This is a genomic window from Brevibacterium spongiae, assembly GCF_026168515.1.
Taxonomy (GTDB): Bacteria; Actinomycetota; Actinomycetes; order Actinomycetales; family Brevibacteriaceae; genus Brevibacterium; species Brevibacterium spongiae.
Genome location: NZ_CP093444.1, coordinates 13,149 through 28,954, shown reverse-complemented (window position 1 = coordinate 28,954; position 15,806 = coordinate 13,149). Strand labels below are relative to the sequence as shown.

Genomic DNA, 15,806 nt, shown 5'->3' with positions numbered 1-15,806 from the left:
CCTGGGAACGAGGAAGTAGATCATGGCAAGGGAAGAACCATTCAGTACGAAATTCAACGTGTGGTGGGTTCTATCCGCCGCGCTGGTAGCCCTCGTATTAGTCGGTGGAATCGCTCTCGGTTTCTTCGCTGGACGCAACCATGAGGATGACCAGGGAGAATCACAGCCAGAGTCCTCCGAAGCGGCAGATACCGATACGTCCCAAGCAGGCGGTGCTTGCGGGGTGCCGGCAGACGACCAGGACTACCCGGTCGAGGCACCAGAGTCAAAGTGGGAAGCCTACAAGAATGGCATTACCGTACCGACCTCTCAGACATATGGCCCGACCAAACGTGACGGCAATTTTTGGAAATGCTATGCGCATTCCCCCACGGGGGCGCTCTTTGCGGCGTTCAACCTGTCACAGGCGTTCCTGAATGGCGGTGTCTATGAAGCGGCAGTCGACTCGCCGGAAGCCAAAGAGTTCTTCGATGAGGAGAGCTCGGTTTCGTCCGAGGACAAGACGATGGTAGAGCTTGCAGGATTCCAAATCGTCTCGTACGAAGAGGACACGGCCAGTGTGGATCTGTTGCTTCGCGGCTCCGACGCCAACGCAAGCCTGGTCGTCGATCTGGTGTGGGATGAAGCAGAGGACGATTGGCGCTGGGACGCTGGAACCGTCTCTCCGCCAGAGGCTGTGGAAGACACGTCCGCTTACACTTCCTGGAGCCCCCGCAATGGCTGACAAAGACTGCGATTTCCTCTCTGATCCGCTGGGATTTGCCGGGTGCAAGGCCGGAGAGGGAATCAAGGACCTCGCCAATGACGCAGTGGCGACAGCGGCAAAATCGATCAGCGACGCGGCAGCGGCAATGATGAAGTGGCTGAACACCTGGTGGATGGAAGCTCCTCAACCGGACCTCAAAGCTGACCCAGTCAACCAGGTCATCGGCGACTTGACGTGGTACACAGCCGCTTTCGCGATTCTGGGTTTCCTGTTCGCGCTGGGGAAAATGGTGTTATCGCAGGACTTCAAAACCATGATTGGTGGAGTCCAACCCGTCGTTAACTTGATCATGGTCACCGCATGTTATGCAACAGGCATCACACTGCTTCTAACTGCAGGCGACGAACTGTCAACGTGGTTGCTGGATCGAGCCGCCTCGGCGGGAAACAGTGAAGGCGACATTTCCGCGCTGGCTGTAGTGACAACGTTCGGCAGCGTGCTCGGCAGTGGCGGATGGCTGATATTTGCGCTGATTGAGTTGCTCGGGTCAGTAGTCAACTTCGCATTCATGTTGTTCCGAAATATTCTCCTGCCCGTGTTGATGGTTTTCCTTCCGACACTGGCTGCAGCAAGCGGCACCGAGGCAGGTAAACAAGCGTTCACAAAGGCGAACGGTTATCTCATCGCCTTCATCTGTTTCAAACCTGTTGCCGCAGTCATCTACGCGTTGGGCTTGTGGTTCATGAACACCCCTGTGGTCAGTGGTGTCGGCAAGGAGGGGGCTAAGGTCGAGGATCTTGCCGAGGCGGTAGTTGGAGTGTGCATGGGCACCGGGATCATGATCCTCGCAGCTCTAGCCCTCCCGGCCCTCATCAAATTCGTTGTGCCTGTTGCTTCGAAAGGGGCAGGCGCATTCAGCGGAGGTGCGGCCATGGCTGGTGCCGCGACAGTAGCGGCGGGCGCAGCAGTGATCGCCGCTACGGGCGGAGCGGGCGCTGCCGCTGGAGGCGGCGCAGTCGCTTCGGGTAGCGGTGCGGCAGCGGGTGGCGGCGGTGCGGCAGCCGCTGGCGGCGGCGGTTCGGCTGCGGGCGCGTCGTCGGCCCCGGCAGGTGGCGGTGCGGCAGCGGCTGGTTCCTCAGGAAGCGCTGGCGCCGCCAGTGGCGGCGGCACATCGGGCGGTGCTGGAGAATCTGCGGGTTCAGGTGGATCGGAGCCCCAGACCGGCGGCCAGCCGAACGGGGCAGAGTCATCGTCGGACAAGTCTTCTCAGGGGTCTGGAAGCTCCGAAGGAGCCTCGTCGTCGGGCGATAGCGGAGGCGGTTCTGCCGGTTCGAGTGGAGCGGCGGCAGGTGCCGAATCTGCTGGGGCTGAGCCGAGCGGTGGTAGCAGTGCATCCGGCGCAGGTTCGTCGGGTGGCTCATCGTCCATCGGTGATGCCGCGAACGTCGCTGGCCTGATCTCGGATGGCACGAGCGGTGCCGGAGCGAACGTCGAAAAGGCAATTGAGGACGAGTGAGCAGTATGAGCACAGAGACGAAGCCACAGCCTGGAACGTTCGGAAATATCTCTAAGCCTGGTCGTTCGGGGATTCTCGGACTCCCGCTAGGAGTTTCTTTCGCTGGTGTTCCTTTCATCATCATCATCGTGCTCATGATGACCCGCCAGTGGTTCTGGCAAGCGCTGATTGTGGCGCTCGTGGGCATCGTGTCCGCAGTACTTATGGTTGTGACCCGCAAACACGGGCGGTCACTCTATGGACGGAGAATGTTGAAAATCGCACAACGTCGCAAAGAGAAAGCAGGCAAGCACGTCTACTTGGCCGGCCCTGCTGGCAAAACGCGAGATGGTCGCTGCCGCCTGCCAGGCCTACTAGCACCCTCAGAGCTGAGTGAGCACACAGACGCATACGACAACCCATTCGGACTCATCCGAGTGGTCGGGCAGGGCGTGAAGAACTACTCGATCGTGCTCATTGCTCATGCGGACGGAGACGAGCTCCAGGCCAAAGAGCGTGTGGACTCCATGGTCGCCCACTGGGGAGCATGGCTGGCGCAACGAGGAACGGACGAGGGCGTGCGGGGTGCCCAGGTCACAGTCGAGATTGCCCCCGATTCCGGTCTGAGGCTGCGCCGGATGATGCGGCGGAATCACGTCGATTCTGCTCCCGAGTTTTCTTCTCAGGTCGCAGAAGCAATCGAGTCAGAGTACTCACACGGATCCCCGCAGATCTCGACATACATCTCCGTGACTTTTGACGGGCGCGCGATCGACGGGTCCGGCAAAGACCGGGGCACGGCCGAGATGGCTGAAGAGATCGGTAACCGTTTGGGCATGATCATCGGAGGTCTGTCCGACACAGGTGCCGGTACGGCGGTGCGGCCGGCTACGGCCCAGGACATTATCGACTACACGCGAACGGCTTACGACCCTACAGTCGCGTCCCAGATCGAGGAGGCCCGAGCTGAGGAGGGAACGGGACTCGATTGGGAGGATGCCGGCCCGACGTTCGCTCTCGACGCCTTTGATCACTACCGTCACGATCGTGCGTTCTCGAAGTCCTGGACGATGTATGAAGGACCGCGAGGACTGTTCTACAAGGAGTCGCTGCGGCGGGCGATGGAGCCACCGAAAGACGGGATGCTGCGTAAGCGCATCACGATGCTCTACCGCCCGATCCCGTCAGACAAGACCACGAACGTGGTCGAGCAGGACATCAACGATGCTCAGTTCGCTGGTTCCCAGCAGCGGCGTGTGACGGCACGGGCGAAGATGCGCCGTGCGGCGGCCCAGAAATCAGCCGACGAAGAAGCAGCCGGTGCCGGTGTGACACGGTTCGGGATGATCGTGACCGTCAGCTGTGCGGACACCAGCCGGTTCAAGCAGCTCGAGAAGCGCATCCCTGGTCTGCTGACTCCGGCTCGGTTGAAGATCCGCGAAGCGTTGGGCAACCAGGCAGTGACGTTCCAGGCAGGACTGCCGCTGGGCTTAGTGGTTCCCGATCACATGATGCTGCCCGACCAGCTGCGCGATTGGATGTGAGGCAACCATGATGCGACAGATCATGAACCGAAGCGACAAGGCCCGAGTTGAAGCAGCTCACGACGATCTGAAACTGACGCTCTCTCGCAGGGAACTGCGGGCAATGAACCGGCAGGCAGCGAAAGAGCAGAAGAACGCGGACAAAGGCCAGGGGCCACTGCGGCAATGGCTGAACAATGTTCGCGACGCCAGGTCGACAACCCGTGAACGGCCAGGGCCGCGTGGATGGAACACGGCTGGTGGTGGCCACGTGAACTACATTGAAGCCCCGGTCGAGTACCAGGGCACCTCGGTGCAGGTGTGTGGACTGTGGCCATTCATCGCAGGCTCGTCCAACCCGGTCGTGGGGGTGCCACTGGGCTACCATCTCGAGCGGCAGACGATTGTGTGTGCCGACCCGATCTTCTGGTTCCTCGCGAACCTCATCCTCAACCCCTCCGGCTTCGTCCTCGGTCGCCCGGGGCTGGGGAAGTCCTCGCTCATGCGGCGCATGGTCACGATCCTCGCGGACTGGGGAGTCATCCCCATGGTGCTCTCGGACACGAAACCTGACTATGCCGAGCTGATCGAAGCCCAGGATGGTCAGGTCATCAAGATGGCACGCGGCCGTGGCCACCGGAATCCGTTGGATCTGGGCCCGGTCATCACTCGTCTGCGTGGAATCGAGGATCCCGAGCGCCGCCGGCAGGCGCTCGAAGAAATGCGGGGTCGCCGGTTGACCACGATTTCGGGACTCCTGGAACTCGTACTCGACCGCAAGATGAAAGCGCACGAGAGCACGATCCTGTCAGAGACACTGCGCCAACTCGACCCAGATTTCACCGAGACTCGTCGGGTCGATGATCTGCGCGAATACATTGCCTCCCGCCCCGCTGCGCTGCGGTCGATCGCACTGGCCACGGACAGTGATGAGAAGTACGACGAGCGTGTTGGTGGGCTGCTCGATGGTCTCATTGCCCTGTCGGCCAATGGACAGTTCGGTGATCTGTTCTCCGAGCACACGGATGAGCACATTGAGACCGGTCGCCCAATGTGCTTCGACATTTCCGGCATTGATGACGCCGACGCGAAGCTCGGCGCAGCTGTGCAGTCCGTGTGCTGGGCACACGGATCCGCGGTTGTCTCGGCCGAGAAGCACCTGGCTGATGCCGAAGGCCGAGAACAGACTCACTACCTGCTCATCATGGATGAGCTGTGGAGAATGCTCAAAGCCGCCGAGGTCATGGTCCACTTCCTCGACTCGCTGACCCGCCTGAACCGTCAGCGTGGTCTGGCGCAGATGATGTGCACTCACACGATGAGCGACTTGAAACTGTCGTCTCCGCACCTGACAGAGATCGCGTGGGGCTTCGTCGAGCGTTCCGCTCAAGTATTCCTCGGTGGTCTCGCCGAGCGCGAGATGGGCAACCTCGAGGAGGTGTTCGCGATGACGGCCAAGGAGAAGTCGATGATCACCGACTGGTCGGCAGAGGCCATGATCAACCCGGACACCGGCACAGCAGCCGAACCGCCCGGATTGGGCAAGTTCCTGCTCAAGATCGGTAAGAAGCCGGGAGTGCCATTCCGCACGGTGATGACAAGTGTGGAGCTGCACAGTGGTGTTGGCGATACCAATAAGGCGTGGAAGAAGGCGGCCTGATTATGGCTCAGCAAGCAGGACGGAAGACACAGCCACTCGACGCCGATACCGGGTGGTTGATCATCGGGGCACTCATCGCCCTCGGCGTCATGGTCTTCGGCATGTACTGGGTCTCGGTCGTTGTCGATCCCACGATCCGCGAGTCCGCTGCATCGGCGAATCCTTTCGTCGTGCTCATTGCCCAGGTGACCGGGGACGTCCCGGTCACCGGTCTACAGATTCTTGTCTTCCTCGCACAGGTGCTGATCCTTGGCGCAGTCGCTGCTCTCATCGTGCTCGCGTGGAGGAAGAACCGCCGTACCGGCAGCCGCGTCGATGACCGAGCACGGGACATGACCCGCATCAAGGACGTCGACGAGCTCACAGAGAAGCAAGCAAGCAAGGATGCCGAACGCCTCGGTGCCACAGGCGCGAGCCTGGGCGTGCCGCTGGGCAAGCTAGTCAACAACATGAAGCCGTTGTTCGCCTCCTGGGAGTGGGTGCAGATTTGGATCATGGGACCACGCGCGGGTAAGACCTCGTGCGTGTGTGTACCGCAGATCCTCGAAACCGAGGGTCCGGTGCTGGCGACGTCGAACAAGCGAGACATTGTCGATCTCACTCGTGGGCCGAGGTCGATGAAGGGCACCGTGTGGGTCCACGATGTGCAGGGCATCATCGGTGAGGAACCGTCGTGGTTCTGGAACCCGCTGACGTTCGTGCGCGATATGGAGACGGCGGAGAAACTCGCCGACGTCTTCCGCACCTCGGCAACAGCCAAGGACGCACGTGAAGACGCCTACTTCGGGCCGACCGCGAAGACGGCCCTGTCACGCTACATCTACGCCTGCGCCCTCGGTGAGCGACCGATCACTGATGTGTACCGGTGGGTCAATGACGAAAAGGACTTCACGGCTGAGCGAATCCTCCGTGAGGCCGGCGAGGGCACGATCGCGCAGGCACTTGAGAAAGACCAGATGGTCACCGAGAAGCAGCGCGACGGTGTGTATGGGCAGATCCGCACGTGGGTGGGAATCCTCGGTAACCCGAAGGTCGCCGCGTGGGTGCGCCCGAACGCACGCAAGCGGCCCGAACTCGACCTCGAGAGGTTCGTGGCCTCCACAGACACGCTCTACCTCATCTCCCGCGAGGGAGGCGGCAGTGCACGCGCGATCACAGCAGCACTGGTCATGGCTCTGCTCACAACGGCTGAGGAGATCGCCGCTCGTCAACGTGGCGGACGGCTCTCGACTCCTCTCATGGCTGTTCTCGACGAGGCAGCGAACGTCGTGCGCTGGCATGAGCTTCCGGATGTGTACTCGCACTATGGGTCACGCGGCATCGTGGTCTCGACGTTCTTCCAGTCCTATTCCCAGGGCATCGAAGCCTACGGGGAATCGGGGATGAACAAACTGTGGTCGGCGGCGAATGTGCGTGTGGCCGGCAGTGGTCTGTCCGAAGATAAGTTCCTGCCGTTCCTGGCCTCCTTGGTCGGTGATCGCGACGTCACGAAACGCTCCACGTCGACGCAGCGCGGCGGTCGGTCGACGACGACGTCGATTCAGCGAGAGCGGATCTTCGACACGTCTGATATTGCGCAGTTGCCGCGCGGGCGGGCGATCATGACCGCCTCAGGTCAGCCGGCCCTGCTGTTGGCCTTGCAGCATTTCTCGACGAAACCCTACGGAGACGATGCGAAAGCCTCCCAGGAGTACTACGAGTCAGTGATTGGAGAGACCACTCATGGATGAAGCCGACTACGCCGCCGGCCTCGAGGATGACGCCTCGGCCGAGCCGGAGACTGTGTACGACAACGTCGGAGAATGGGTCACCGATTGGTTGCTCCCCACGTACTCGCGGCCCTTGGATGATGTGGCGAAATTCCGGTGGGATCCTCAGTGGTGGCGGTATCCCGAGGTGGTGATGCGCCTGGAGGCTCTGTGGATCTCGTGGGAGAAGATGCGCCTTGAGGGTGGACCGGCGATCGTCGTGTTCTACCGTGACTATCTTGATCCAATGATGCGCACCATCCTTGACCCGGACGGGCCTTTCCACACATACAACCCCCACAAAGAGGATCGCGATGGTCCAAGAGAACACCTGCCTGAACCCTTGCCGCACTCTCAGATGCCCCCCGGACTGATGGAACTGCTCTGATGTGGGAGAGCTTCCAGTTCACGGCTACAGTCCTTGGTCTCATTGCAGGGTTGGAACGATAAGATCTTGGTTCGTAGCAGGGAGAAACATGTAGCCCGTTTTCCCGCCTCGCTTCTTCGTCCGACCAACTTCTTTGCTTCGAGGCTGCTCTTGCCGTGCACGCGCACATTCGCCGCCGTCCGGAATGCGCCCGGGCTTCTTCACGTCGCCGTGCACCATGTGGCCGGGGCGCTCAGCCACTATCTTCCGTGGTTCCCGGTTCGTTGCGCCGGTCGGGTCGATCATCATCCGGCGATTCAGCCCGAGGTGTGCGAGTAGGCGCGTGACCGTACGGCGGCTGATACTCCTACCACTCTGTCCCAACTCGAACGCGATTCGCGAAGCAGACCATTTGTGGTGACGTCGCATGGTTTCGATCATCACCACGACATCGGTTCGCGTTGCCGTAACAACTTCATGGCCAGCAACATCTAGATCATCAACGAAGGTTTGGAGGTTCGCTCGAGTAGCTGACCCTGCGGTTACGGGTCGTGAACAAGTGCGTGCCGTCAGATCCTGAGTGTGACAGTCTGAAATGGCCCCACTTGGAGCAAAAATGATCCTCTGATTTGGCCCCACCCCCGACCTACCAGCCGTACCGTTCGTGATGTCGACCAAGACGTTCACGAAGAGGTGGGGCATATGAAGGAGATGTCGAGAGTGGAGCAATTCGAGAATATCCGACGAGACCACAGAGACCATGAGATGTCGATTCGACAGTTAGCCCAAAAGTACAAGGTCCACCGCAGGACGGTACGTCAGGCGTTGGCGGATGCGGTACCACCGCGGCGGAAGACTCCGGAGAGGGTAGCACCAGTCCTCGGTGAGCACGTTGCCACCGTCCGGGCTTGGTTAGTTGCTGACAAAGAGGTCCCTCGGAAGCAGCGTCATACCGCCCGGCGGGTCTGGCAGCGCCTCGTCGAGGAGGAAGGAGTCGAGGTTGCGGAGTCGAGTGTGCGAACCCTGGTCGCGAAGCTGCGCCGGGACATTTTCGATCAGTCGTTGGAGGTCAAGGTTCCTCAAACCCATGCCCCGGCGGCTGAAGCCGAGGTCGACTTCGGGGAGTTCTACGCCCTCATCGGTGGGGTGTGGTTGAAGCTGTGGATGTTCATTCTGCGCCTATCGCATTCGGGTAAAGCCGTGCACATTGCTTACGCCAACCAGGCTCAGGAGTCGTTTCTCGACGGTCATGTGAAGGCCTTCGACCGGCTCGGTGGAGTCCCGACGGGCATGATCCGGTATGACAACCTGACTCCGGCGGTGGTGCGGGTGCTGCTGGGTCGGGAACGGGAGGAGAATCCCCGGTTTGTCGCCCTGAGGTCGCATTACGGGTTCGATAGCTTCTTCTGCCAGCCCGGGATCAAGGGTGCTCATGAGAAGGGTGGCGTCGAGGGGGAGGTCGGTCGGTTCCGGCGCCGTCATCTGGTGCCGGTGCCCGAGTTCGCCTCCTTAGCCGAGCTCAACGCTTTCATGGTCGCTGCCGATGCTGGTGATGACGACCGAAAGATCACCGGCCGGGTCGAGACGGTCGGGGCCGCGGCGGCCCGGGAGCTGCCTGGCCTGCGGGGTTTGCCCGATGAGGTCTTCGATGCCGCGCAGACCCTGTCGTGTCGGGTCGATGCGAGAGCCAGAGTGTGCGTACGTCAGTCCTATTACTCGGTGCCGGCCCGGTTGGCTGGCAGACGCCTCCAGGTGCGTTTGGGGGCCACGACGGTGACCGTGATCGCTGAGTCGGGGGTGGTCGCTGTCCATACCCGGTCGCTGCATAAGTACACCGAAGATTTGGTCCTCGATCACTACCTGGAAGTCCTCATACGCAAGCCCGGAGCATTCGCCGGGGCCACCGCGCTGGCGGCTGCCCGGAAGTCCGGGATGTTCACGAACGCTCATCAACGGTTCTGGGATGCTGCGCGTGGGCAACTCGGCGACACGGCCGGGACCCGGGCGCTCATCGGTGTGCTGCTACTGCACCGCAGCCTGCCCAACGGTGACATTGTCACCGCATTGACAACCGCGACCGGGTTGGGATGCTTCGATGCTGATGTGGTCGCGGTCGAGGCCCGCCGGGCCGGTCAGGCGATGACTGCGCCACCGGCGGTGGTCGTCCCGGCCCACGTCGGACCAGTCGGGGAGAGGCCGGTGCCGGGCCTGGGCGCCTATGACGAACTGGTCTCGGTGGTGGGAGCATGAACGCGAAAACCATCCCGGCATCGACGCCGGCAGTGACTGCTCTGGGTGATCAGGCGGCTGAGGCCGCGATCGCCACGGCTTGTCGGACCCTGTTCATGCCCACGATCCGTGACCAGGCCTCACCGATGGCCGAGGCAGCAGCCCGAGAACGGCTCTCGCACAAGGCCTACCTGGCTGAGGTGTTGGCCGCGGAGTGTGATGATCGTGATGCCCGCCGTCGGATCCGGCGGATCAAGGAAGCGAAGTTTCCTCGCACCAAGCACCTGTCCGACTTCGATACCGCCGCCATCGAGGATTTGCCGCCGGCCCGGTTGGCGACTCTGGCCACCGGAGCGTGGATCGATGCCGGTGAGCCGTTGGTGCTACTCGGTGATTCCGGGACAGGGAAGACGCATCTGCTGATCGGTCTGGGGACCGCCGCGGCCGAGCAGGGCCGCAGAGTCCGCTACGTCACGACGGCGGCCCTGGTCAACGAGCTCACCGAGGCCGCCGATGCCAAGCAGCTCTCCCGGGTAGTGGGCCGCTATGCTCGCCTGGACCTGCTGTGCCTGGATGAGTTGGGGTATGTCAGCCTCGATTCTCGTGGAGCTGAGTTACTCTTCCAGATCATCACCGAACGTGAGGAACGAGCCTCGATTGCGACAGCCTCGAACGCCTCGTTCAGCGAGTGGGGGCAGACATTCACCGACCCGCGGCTGGCCGCGGCCGTTGTCGATCGGTTGACGTTTAACGCCCACATCATCAACACCGGCACCAGCTCTTACCGGCTGCGCACCACCCGGGCCAGGAGCGAAGAGGCCACTTTGCAGGAAGGAGATCAACCATGATCACCACCGAGGATCAGGAACCAGCCAGCGGAAATGCCATCGATGCCACCGAGGACTGGGTCGCCTACATCAGCCAACGCCTCAATGACGCCCAGGATCTCCTGGACGGGATCAGTGTCACCATCGAGTCTGTTCAGCCCAGTGGCCGCGAGCATGCCGCCGATCTGATCGATTCGGCTATTGAGGACCTTCAGCGACTGCGTCGCCGATTCGGACCAACCGAACCCGACTACGGCCCTGGCGATCCGCCGTTCTGACCACACTGGAACCTGAGAGGCCCGGCCACTCCTGTGGCCGGAGAAAGGCTCGCAACACAACACCGCCCGACCCCGCTGGGCCGCGACTGTTACCAACGCGCGGCGAGCACGACCACACATGCTGGGGTGGGGCCAAATCAAAGCATCACAGTGGGGCCAAATGGGGTTGACACACTCAAGATCCGCTAGAACCGCGGCCCTCCAACTCAACAGGGTCCTCGTAGGTAGCAAACATTCTGCCAAGATCCACAGTGGTGGTACCGACAGAGACTTTATTCGGTTGCTCCACAGTAAAAGTACCCGTGGGGAACTCTGGCGTATCACCAAAATCGAGCGTAAAAGCGCAACCTTCTTTCAAAGTTGCCACAGCCGTTTCACCCTCCGCGACGCGAACCGCCAATTCCCACGCACTCATGCTTTTACTAATGGTGTCGGGATCAGGCATGCTAATCGGCTGAGCAGAGTACTTCTGAAGCTTGGATAGAAGTTTTAGAACTCTCGCCTGCAACTCCATTCCTTTAATTGCCTCATCGTTTTCATCTTGCCTTGGAATCGGTGTAGTCACTCCGAGTTCCGCAGGAGCATGCCCGGAGCTGGTTCTCAATTTGAATGGGTATCGAAACATCGAGACAAACTCGATCGCCCCTTGAACTGCGACAACTGGCATGCCTACCGGCAGTTCCGAAGAAATTTTCATCGTTGATTCCGAGTTGTTTAAGTCGAATAGCGTGGTAAGAACAAACACGCCATTCACTTCGTAGTGAACCGCTCTCAAGCCTGCGTTACCTGTCGACGTCTCCTTTCGATCAACCTGCGCAGTGGCTAGAACAGCCTCACTGTCATCCAAGATTTCTAGTCGGAGTCGGCGGTCAGCTCCCGGCTCAGTATCAACAGGAGAGATTATGCTGATAGAAGCGTCAACAAGGGGTCCACCCAGCCCTCCTGGAGCTGTGATCGATCCAGTGTATTTTCCGACAGGGCTCACGACTGGTGTGCCGTAGTCAAAAAACTCCTGCAGCGACCGAGCGTCCTCGCTTCCCGCCTCGACTTCCAATTTTCCGCTGACCGTAATGGGCCGCTCTTGCTGCGAGTGAGCACAGCGGGCGATTACATCGATCCTTTGCCATGTTTGCTCACTCGAGTGCGTTCTCGTCGCGCTCATTGCCAAACACGGGCGTTCCGAGGGGGGAGGCGGCTCCGCGTGACCGAAATGCAGTTCGTACTTGTAGTGGGGATCATGATCAAGCACTGCTCGGGCCGCGTTAAAACGATCGGCGACCTCGTTGGCTGTTGGAACGCTATCCGAGGTCGAGTTCGTAGAATAAAAACTCATGAGTTCTGACATCGCTTCAAGAACGGCAGATTTGCCATCGCGAAGATAGTAGTCGACCACATCGTCATACTTCGCCGCAAGCTCGTCGACAACCACCAAGCCGTCCCAAACGGCCTGGACCGTGTAATCAGCCACCAATGTCTCGTGGAACCAGTTGTAGATTTCTGGAGTTGGGTCATACGGTAGCACCAGCCTCCATTGGGTTACCCGCAAATGTTTCCACCGGGCGTCTCTCTTTTTGGGATGGAGAAGCGTTTCCAAAGAAGTCTTGATTTTTGTTTTCTGGCCTTGAGTCAGAGGCCCTGAGTACTTCTTGATCTGATAAACGACGTCTCCCCCCTCGGGACCAGCACCTCGGTCCAGGACATCGATGCCGCCATCTCCACGCGAAGGGCGAATGCGGACAGAGTTGGGGTGTTCTCGGTTGATCATCATTGCGATCACCGATTCCACGTCGTCGCCCTCATAGCGACTCCACTCGATACGGCCCGTCATACGCACAACCACCCTGTAATTGTTGTCGGAATAGAATCGATTTCCGGCCCCAAACTATCTCTGGTGAACGTGCTCGCGGGCAGCGTTCTGCTTCTGCCCCGCGGCCTTGCGCGGTGTGGCCGTGGAGTCCATGGACTGCTTCACGTAGTCTTTCCCGGATCCGGGCACGTTCTTCAACGCCTGGCCCCTCGCGTTCGCGGCCTGAGGGTCCTTCTTCGCCACGTTAGCGAGGTGCTTGTCCATCGCCTGCTGGTGATCGGACTCCGGCAGAGCCTGCGCGGCACGAGTGAGGTTTTCGCCCTCTGACTTCTGGGCCAAGGCAGCGTCGTCTTTCGCGACCTCCGCCTGGGTGTCATAACTCCGCTCCGGAACCTCGGAGGCCTCAACCTGGGTCTTCGCGTGGTCGATGCGTTCGTCGCGCTCGGGTGAGTCCTCGATGCCTTTGTCGGCTTCGCTCGACAGAGTCTCCCGCTGCTCATCGGTCAGCGCATCCAAGTAGTGCTCAACGGGCATGTCAGCGGCCTGTGCCTCAGACGCGGCAGCGGTGCGCAGATGCTCGGAGTACTTCTCTTCCTCAGCCGGTGTGGAGTTCTCCACGTCCTGCTTCGACTTCGCGGCCGCAAGATCGGCTTCCTCGGATTCCTCCCGCAGACGGCCTGCCGCGTTGTGGTCATCGAGAGCGGCCAGGAGTGCATCGTGGCGCTCGGTGCCGTTGCCCGGACCGTTCATGATGGAATCAAGCTTGATGCCGTACTTATCGCGCAGCACATCTGCCGCCCCCATGTAGGCGGCATCTGCTTGGGGGTGTTTGCCGGCGAGCTCCTGGGACACACTCACGAGGTCAGCGACCCGCTTGTTATCGGCGTGATTCCAAAACATCGGTGACTGCACTTCACGCTGCACAGCACTGGCGACCTTGTCGTTGCGCTGGAACAGCTCACGTTCCTTGGCCTGCCGCTCCCCAGCTGCTTTCTCGGCTGCACGCTCAACCTGCTGCTTGCGCCGCTCCATGCCCTCACGGACCTGCATACTGCCCATCATTGCGGTGCGCAGTACACGGGTGAAGCCCTCAGCGACTTCGGATTCGTCTTCGTTCATGTTGACACTCATGGTGCTCATCCTTCCCTATCTCTCGCGGCCTTCATCCTGTCCACGCTCCTGCTCAGGTGCGCGGTGAGGTTTCGCAGTCGGAGGTTGCAACGGAGTTCGATCTGGTGTCGGTCCCCGTCCACGCTGACTGCGCAGCAGAGATTGCATCCGCTCGGCTTCCTGCCGACTCATTCCCGTATCTGGTGACAGAGTCCCACCATCGTGCGTCTGAGACTGGGTGGCTGCCATAGCTTCACGCCTGGCGGCACCTCGCGCGGCGGCCTCGTCCAGCCTGGTCTGAGCCTCTGCCACGACCATGGCTCCCAGAGCAACGCTCGCGGCCGCCAACTGGGGACGGTTCCCGCCGAAGTTGGTGTCGGCCATGACACGTGAGAGACGAGCAGCCTGCATGAGGATGGCGTTCCAGCCCTCAGCCGCGTTCTTCGACGCGGCACGGTCCATCTGCCTCGACATGTACCCATAGGCCGGAGGATTCATGGCCACCTGGGCATGAGCTTCACTCATCTGTGCCAGTGGCCCAGGCTTGTTGATCTCGTACTTCATCGACCCAGCCGCGAAGATCCTTGCGAGATCAGCGTGTGTGACGCGACCCTGCTGCACGCGTTCCCGCAGACCTCGATCCACCGCACCCATACGTGGCTTGGCTGCAGCTCGGGTAGACCGATGGTGTTCTTGCCACACGCCCAAAGCCTGCGGGTCACCATTGGAATACGTGCCCAGCGCCTCGCGGACCTTCGGCAGGGACAGTGACTTATCGAGCTTCGAGGGCGCGTAGAAGATCGGGGAACGGTCACTGCCGGCCGGGGCCGGCAAGGCCACACTGTAGCCGGTGACTTCGTTCGTCCGGCCCTCAGCGAATCGGGGTCGAATGATCACCCCGGCCTCATACACTCGGGCCACGAAGTTCGCTTCCGACTTCGACCCAGCCAGTGCCGCACGCAAACGTCGACGCAGCTCAATCTTCTCCACCCACGGTGCCTGCTCACGATCAGCGCGACGTTTCTCACCTGGCTTCTCTGCCGAAAGCGCCTGCCCGGTCTCGCGACCCTCGGTAATCGCCAGACCGTGTTCCTTCTCCAACTCGCTGCAGATCTGCTGTGCGCGCTTGAAGTCGTTGTGGGTTCGGGCCTTGGAGCCATCCTCAGTGACCATCTGGGCAACGAAGTGGATGTGGTCATTGCCGTTCTTCGATGCCCCGTGGTGGATGGCCACCCACCGAGATGATTTCGCCCCGTCGGGGTCGATGAAACCCATTCGGGTCGCGAACTCATTCGCGATCGTCTCCCACGCGGCGTCGGTAAGCTTGCCCTCATCCGAACGCAAAGACAGGGAACAGTGCCACACGTGTGAATCTTTGCGGCCGACGGTCTCCCGCTTCCCCTTCTCCTCGTTCCATTCCTTGACAGGAGAGGTGACCTTGGTGCCGAACGCCTTGCGCGGTTGGTCGAGAGCACGAGCAATGTCGAGCGCATCATCGTGGGACAGCTCTACCCCGGCATCGACCATGACGGCGACGTGATCGGATCCGGCGACGATGTGGGGATTGGTGTGTTCGTTCGCTCGACCGGGGCCAGCGAGGTACATGATTAGGCCGGGCATCTTTCCGCCACGGGTGATGTTGGGCATCATGTTTCGTCACGCTCCGCAGCGAACAGTTCGACCACATCGTCGACCATCGCGATCCTCTCGCGCACCGCCGACAGCGTCGCGAGCAGATCGGCGTGCACTTCACCCTCGGCGTTGAGCAGCTTCGCCATCTGGTTGACGTTGTTACCGATGCGAGCCAGCTGCTCGCGCAGCTGAAACAGAGCGAAGATGCCTTCGCGCCGTTCGGTCTCTGTCTGGTAGCCGCCGGCCTTGAGTCCGGCTTCAACCAGAAACGCCGGCACCGTCCGGCCAGCACGCTCGGCGGCCACAACGAGCTGCCCGTCCTGGACGGGAGTCAATGTCACTTCACGTCGAACAGGGCGACCGCCCTCGACGTTAGCTTGGCGCTTGCGCTCTGACATTGACTTCACCTCCAGCCTAGTGCACC

13 protein-coding genes and 1 pseudogene are annotated in these 15,806 nt (G+C 60.9%); 9 read left to right on the top strand and 5 right to left on the bottom strand.

Features of this window, described 5'->3' with window-relative positions; all coding sequences use genetic code 11:
- The first annotated feature begins 22 nt into the window (after window positions 1–22).
- The 6 genes from L1F31_RS18760 to L1F31_RS18735 all read left to right on the top strand — a co-directional run bounded on the left by L1F31_RS18760 (window position 23) and on the right by L1F31_RS18735 (window position 7,520).
- Window positions 23–724: a DUF8175 domain-containg protein gene (locus L1F31_RS18760; RefSeq protein ID WP_265420504.1), complete on the top strand. Its 702-nt coding sequence runs from the start codon at window positions 23–25 to the stop codon at window positions 722–724.
- Entirely contained in the window at window positions 717–2,222 is a 1,506-nt protein-coding gene (locus L1F31_RS18755; RefSeq protein ID WP_265420503.1) for a hypothetical protein, read from the top strand. The genes L1F31_RS18760 and L1F31_RS18755 overlap by 8 nt, the downstream gene beginning before the upstream one ends.
- Window positions 2,223–2,227: 5 nt before the next feature.
- Window positions 2,228–3,745, top strand: a complete 1,518-nt coding sequence (locus L1F31_RS18750) for an SCO6880 family protein (RefSeq protein ID WP_265420502.1) — start codon at window positions 2,228–2,230, stop codon at window positions 3,743–3,745.
- Window positions 3,746–3,995: 250 nt separating this feature from the next.
- A complete protein-coding gene (locus tag L1F31_RS18745; RefSeq protein WP_265420501.1) occupies window positions 3,996–5,384 on the top strand; it encodes a hypothetical protein in 1,389 nt (462 codons plus the stop codon).
- Window positions 5,385–5,386: 2 nt separating this feature from the next.
- Window positions 5,387–7,114, top strand: a complete 1,728-nt coding sequence (locus L1F31_RS18740) for a type IV secretory system conjugative DNA transfer family protein (RefSeq protein WP_265420500.1) — start codon at window positions 5,387–5,389, stop codon at window positions 7,112–7,114.
- On the top strand, window positions 7,107–7,520 hold the full coding sequence (locus tag L1F31_RS18735; protein ID WP_265420499.1) for a DUF4913 domain-containing protein: 414 nt from the start codon (window positions 7,107–7,109) through the stop codon (window positions 7,518–7,520). The genes L1F31_RS18740 and L1F31_RS18735 overlap by 8 nt, the downstream gene beginning before the upstream one ends.
- Before the next feature lie 81 nt (window positions 7,521–7,601).
- On the opposite strand, the pseudogene L1F31_RS18730 reads toward L1F31_RS18735, so the two are convergent.
- Window positions 7,602–7,979 (bottom strand): annotated as a pseudogene (locus L1F31_RS18730) (IS481 family transposase); the annotation flags it as partial.
- A gap of 231 nt (window positions 7,980–8,210) precedes the next feature.
- Here L1F31_RS18730 and istA point away from each other — a divergent pair.
- Genes istA through L1F31_RS18715 form a run of 3 tightly spaced genes read left to right on the top strand, consistent with a single transcriptional unit; the run spans window position 8,211 to window position 10,833 of the window.
- Window positions 8,211–9,749: an IS21 family transposase gene (gene istA / locus L1F31_RS18725; protein ID WP_265420372.1), complete on the top strand. Its 1,539-nt coding sequence runs from the start codon at window positions 8,211–8,213 to the stop codon at window positions 9,747–9,749.
- Entirely contained in the window at window positions 9,746–10,576 is an 831-nt protein-coding gene (gene istB / locus L1F31_RS18720; RefSeq protein WP_265417432.1) for an IS21-like element helper ATPase IstB, read from the top strand. The genes istA and istB overlap by 4 nt, the downstream gene beginning before the upstream one ends.
- The gene (locus tag L1F31_RS18715; RefSeq protein WP_265417433.1) at window positions 10,573–10,833 is read left to right on the top strand and encodes a hypothetical protein; all 261 of its coding nucleotides are present in this window, start codon (window positions 10,573–10,575) and stop codon (window positions 10,831–10,833) included. The genes istB and L1F31_RS18715 overlap by 4 nt, the downstream gene beginning before the upstream one ends.
- Window positions 10,834–11,008: 175 nt before the next feature.
- Here the strand turns inward: L1F31_RS18715 and L1F31_RS18710 are convergent, their stop codons facing one another.
- The 4 genes from L1F31_RS18710 to L1F31_RS18695 are packed head-to-tail and all read right to left on the bottom strand — an operon-like array spanning window position 11,009 to window position 15,780.
- Window positions 11,009–12,661 carry a hypothetical protein gene (locus tag L1F31_RS18710; protein ID WP_265420498.1) on the bottom strand — a complete coding sequence of 551 codons (1,653 nt, stop codon included), beginning with the start codon at window positions 12,659–12,661 and terminating at the stop codon, window positions 11,009–11,011.
- A gap of 54 nt (window positions 12,662–12,715) precedes the next feature.
- Window positions 12,716–13,771: a hypothetical protein gene (locus tag L1F31_RS18705; RefSeq protein WP_265420497.1), complete on the bottom strand. Its 1,056-nt coding sequence runs from the start codon at window positions 13,769–13,771 to the stop codon at window positions 12,716–12,718.
- A gap of 15 nt (window positions 13,772–13,786) precedes the next feature.
- Window positions 13,787–15,400, bottom strand: coding sequence for a relaxase/mobilization nuclease domain-containing protein (locus L1F31_RS18700; RefSeq protein ID WP_265420496.1), 1,614 nt, complete (start codon window positions 15,398–15,400; stop codon window positions 13,787–13,789).
- Window positions 15,397–15,780: a MobC family plasmid mobilization relaxosome protein gene (locus L1F31_RS18695; protein ID WP_265420495.1), complete on the bottom strand. Its 384-nt coding sequence runs from the start codon at window positions 15,778–15,780 to the stop codon at window positions 15,397–15,399. Before L1F31_RS18695 ends, L1F31_RS18700 begins: the two co-directional genes overlap by 4 nt.
- Between the last annotated feature and the right edge of the window lie 26 nt (window positions 15,781–15,806).